Here is a 776-nt window from a genome sequence, read left to right as displayed (position 1 = left end):
TAACAGGTGTGACGCAGGAAGGTAGCCGAGCCGGGCGATGGTAGACCCGGTCTAAGCGTGTAGGGCGACCCGTTGGCAAATCCGCGGGTCATATAAGCCTGAGACGTGACGGGACCCCCATTCGTGGGGGGATTCGGTGATCCTATGCTGCCGAGAAAAGCATCGACGCGAGGTTCCAGCCGCCCGTACCCCAAACCGACACAGGTGATCAGGTAGAGAATACTAAGGCGATCGAGAGAATCATGGTTAAGGAACTCGGCAAAATGCCCCCGTAACTTCGGGAGAAGGGGGGCCCCGACCGTGGACACCACTTGCTGGTGCGAGCGGGTAAGGGCCGCAGAGACCAGGGGGAAGCGACTGTTTATCAAAAACACAGGTCCGTGCGAAGTCGCAAGACGATGTATACGGACTGACTCCTGCCCGGTGCTGGAAGGTTAAGAGGACCTGTTAGCCTCACGGCGAAGCGGAGAATTTAAGCCCCAGTAAACGGCGGTGGTAACTATAACCATCCTAAGGTAGCGAAATTCCTTGTCGGGTAAGTTCCGACCTGCACGAATGGAGTAACGACTTCCCCGCTGTCTCAACCATGAACTCGGCGAAATTGCAGTACGAGTAAAGATGCTCGTTACGCGCAGCAGGACGGAAAGACCCCGAGACCTTTACTATAGTTTGGTATTGGTGTTCGGTGTGGCTTGTGTAGGATAGGTGGGAGACGGTGAAGCGGGCACGCCAGTGCACGTGGAGTCAACGTTGAAATACCACTCTGGTCACTCTGG

At 55.9% G+C, this 776-nt stretch carries 1 rRNA gene; it reads left to right on the top strand.

Annotated elements, in window-relative coordinates:
• Window positions 1-776 (top strand): 23S ribosomal RNA (locus ACYVM4_RS18440); the annotation flags it as partial.

The organism is Kocuria himachalensis (genome assembly GCF_054784195.1).
The sequence above is the reverse complement of the archived record's forward strand: the minus strand, read 5'-3'. Positions and strand labels throughout refer to the sequence as shown.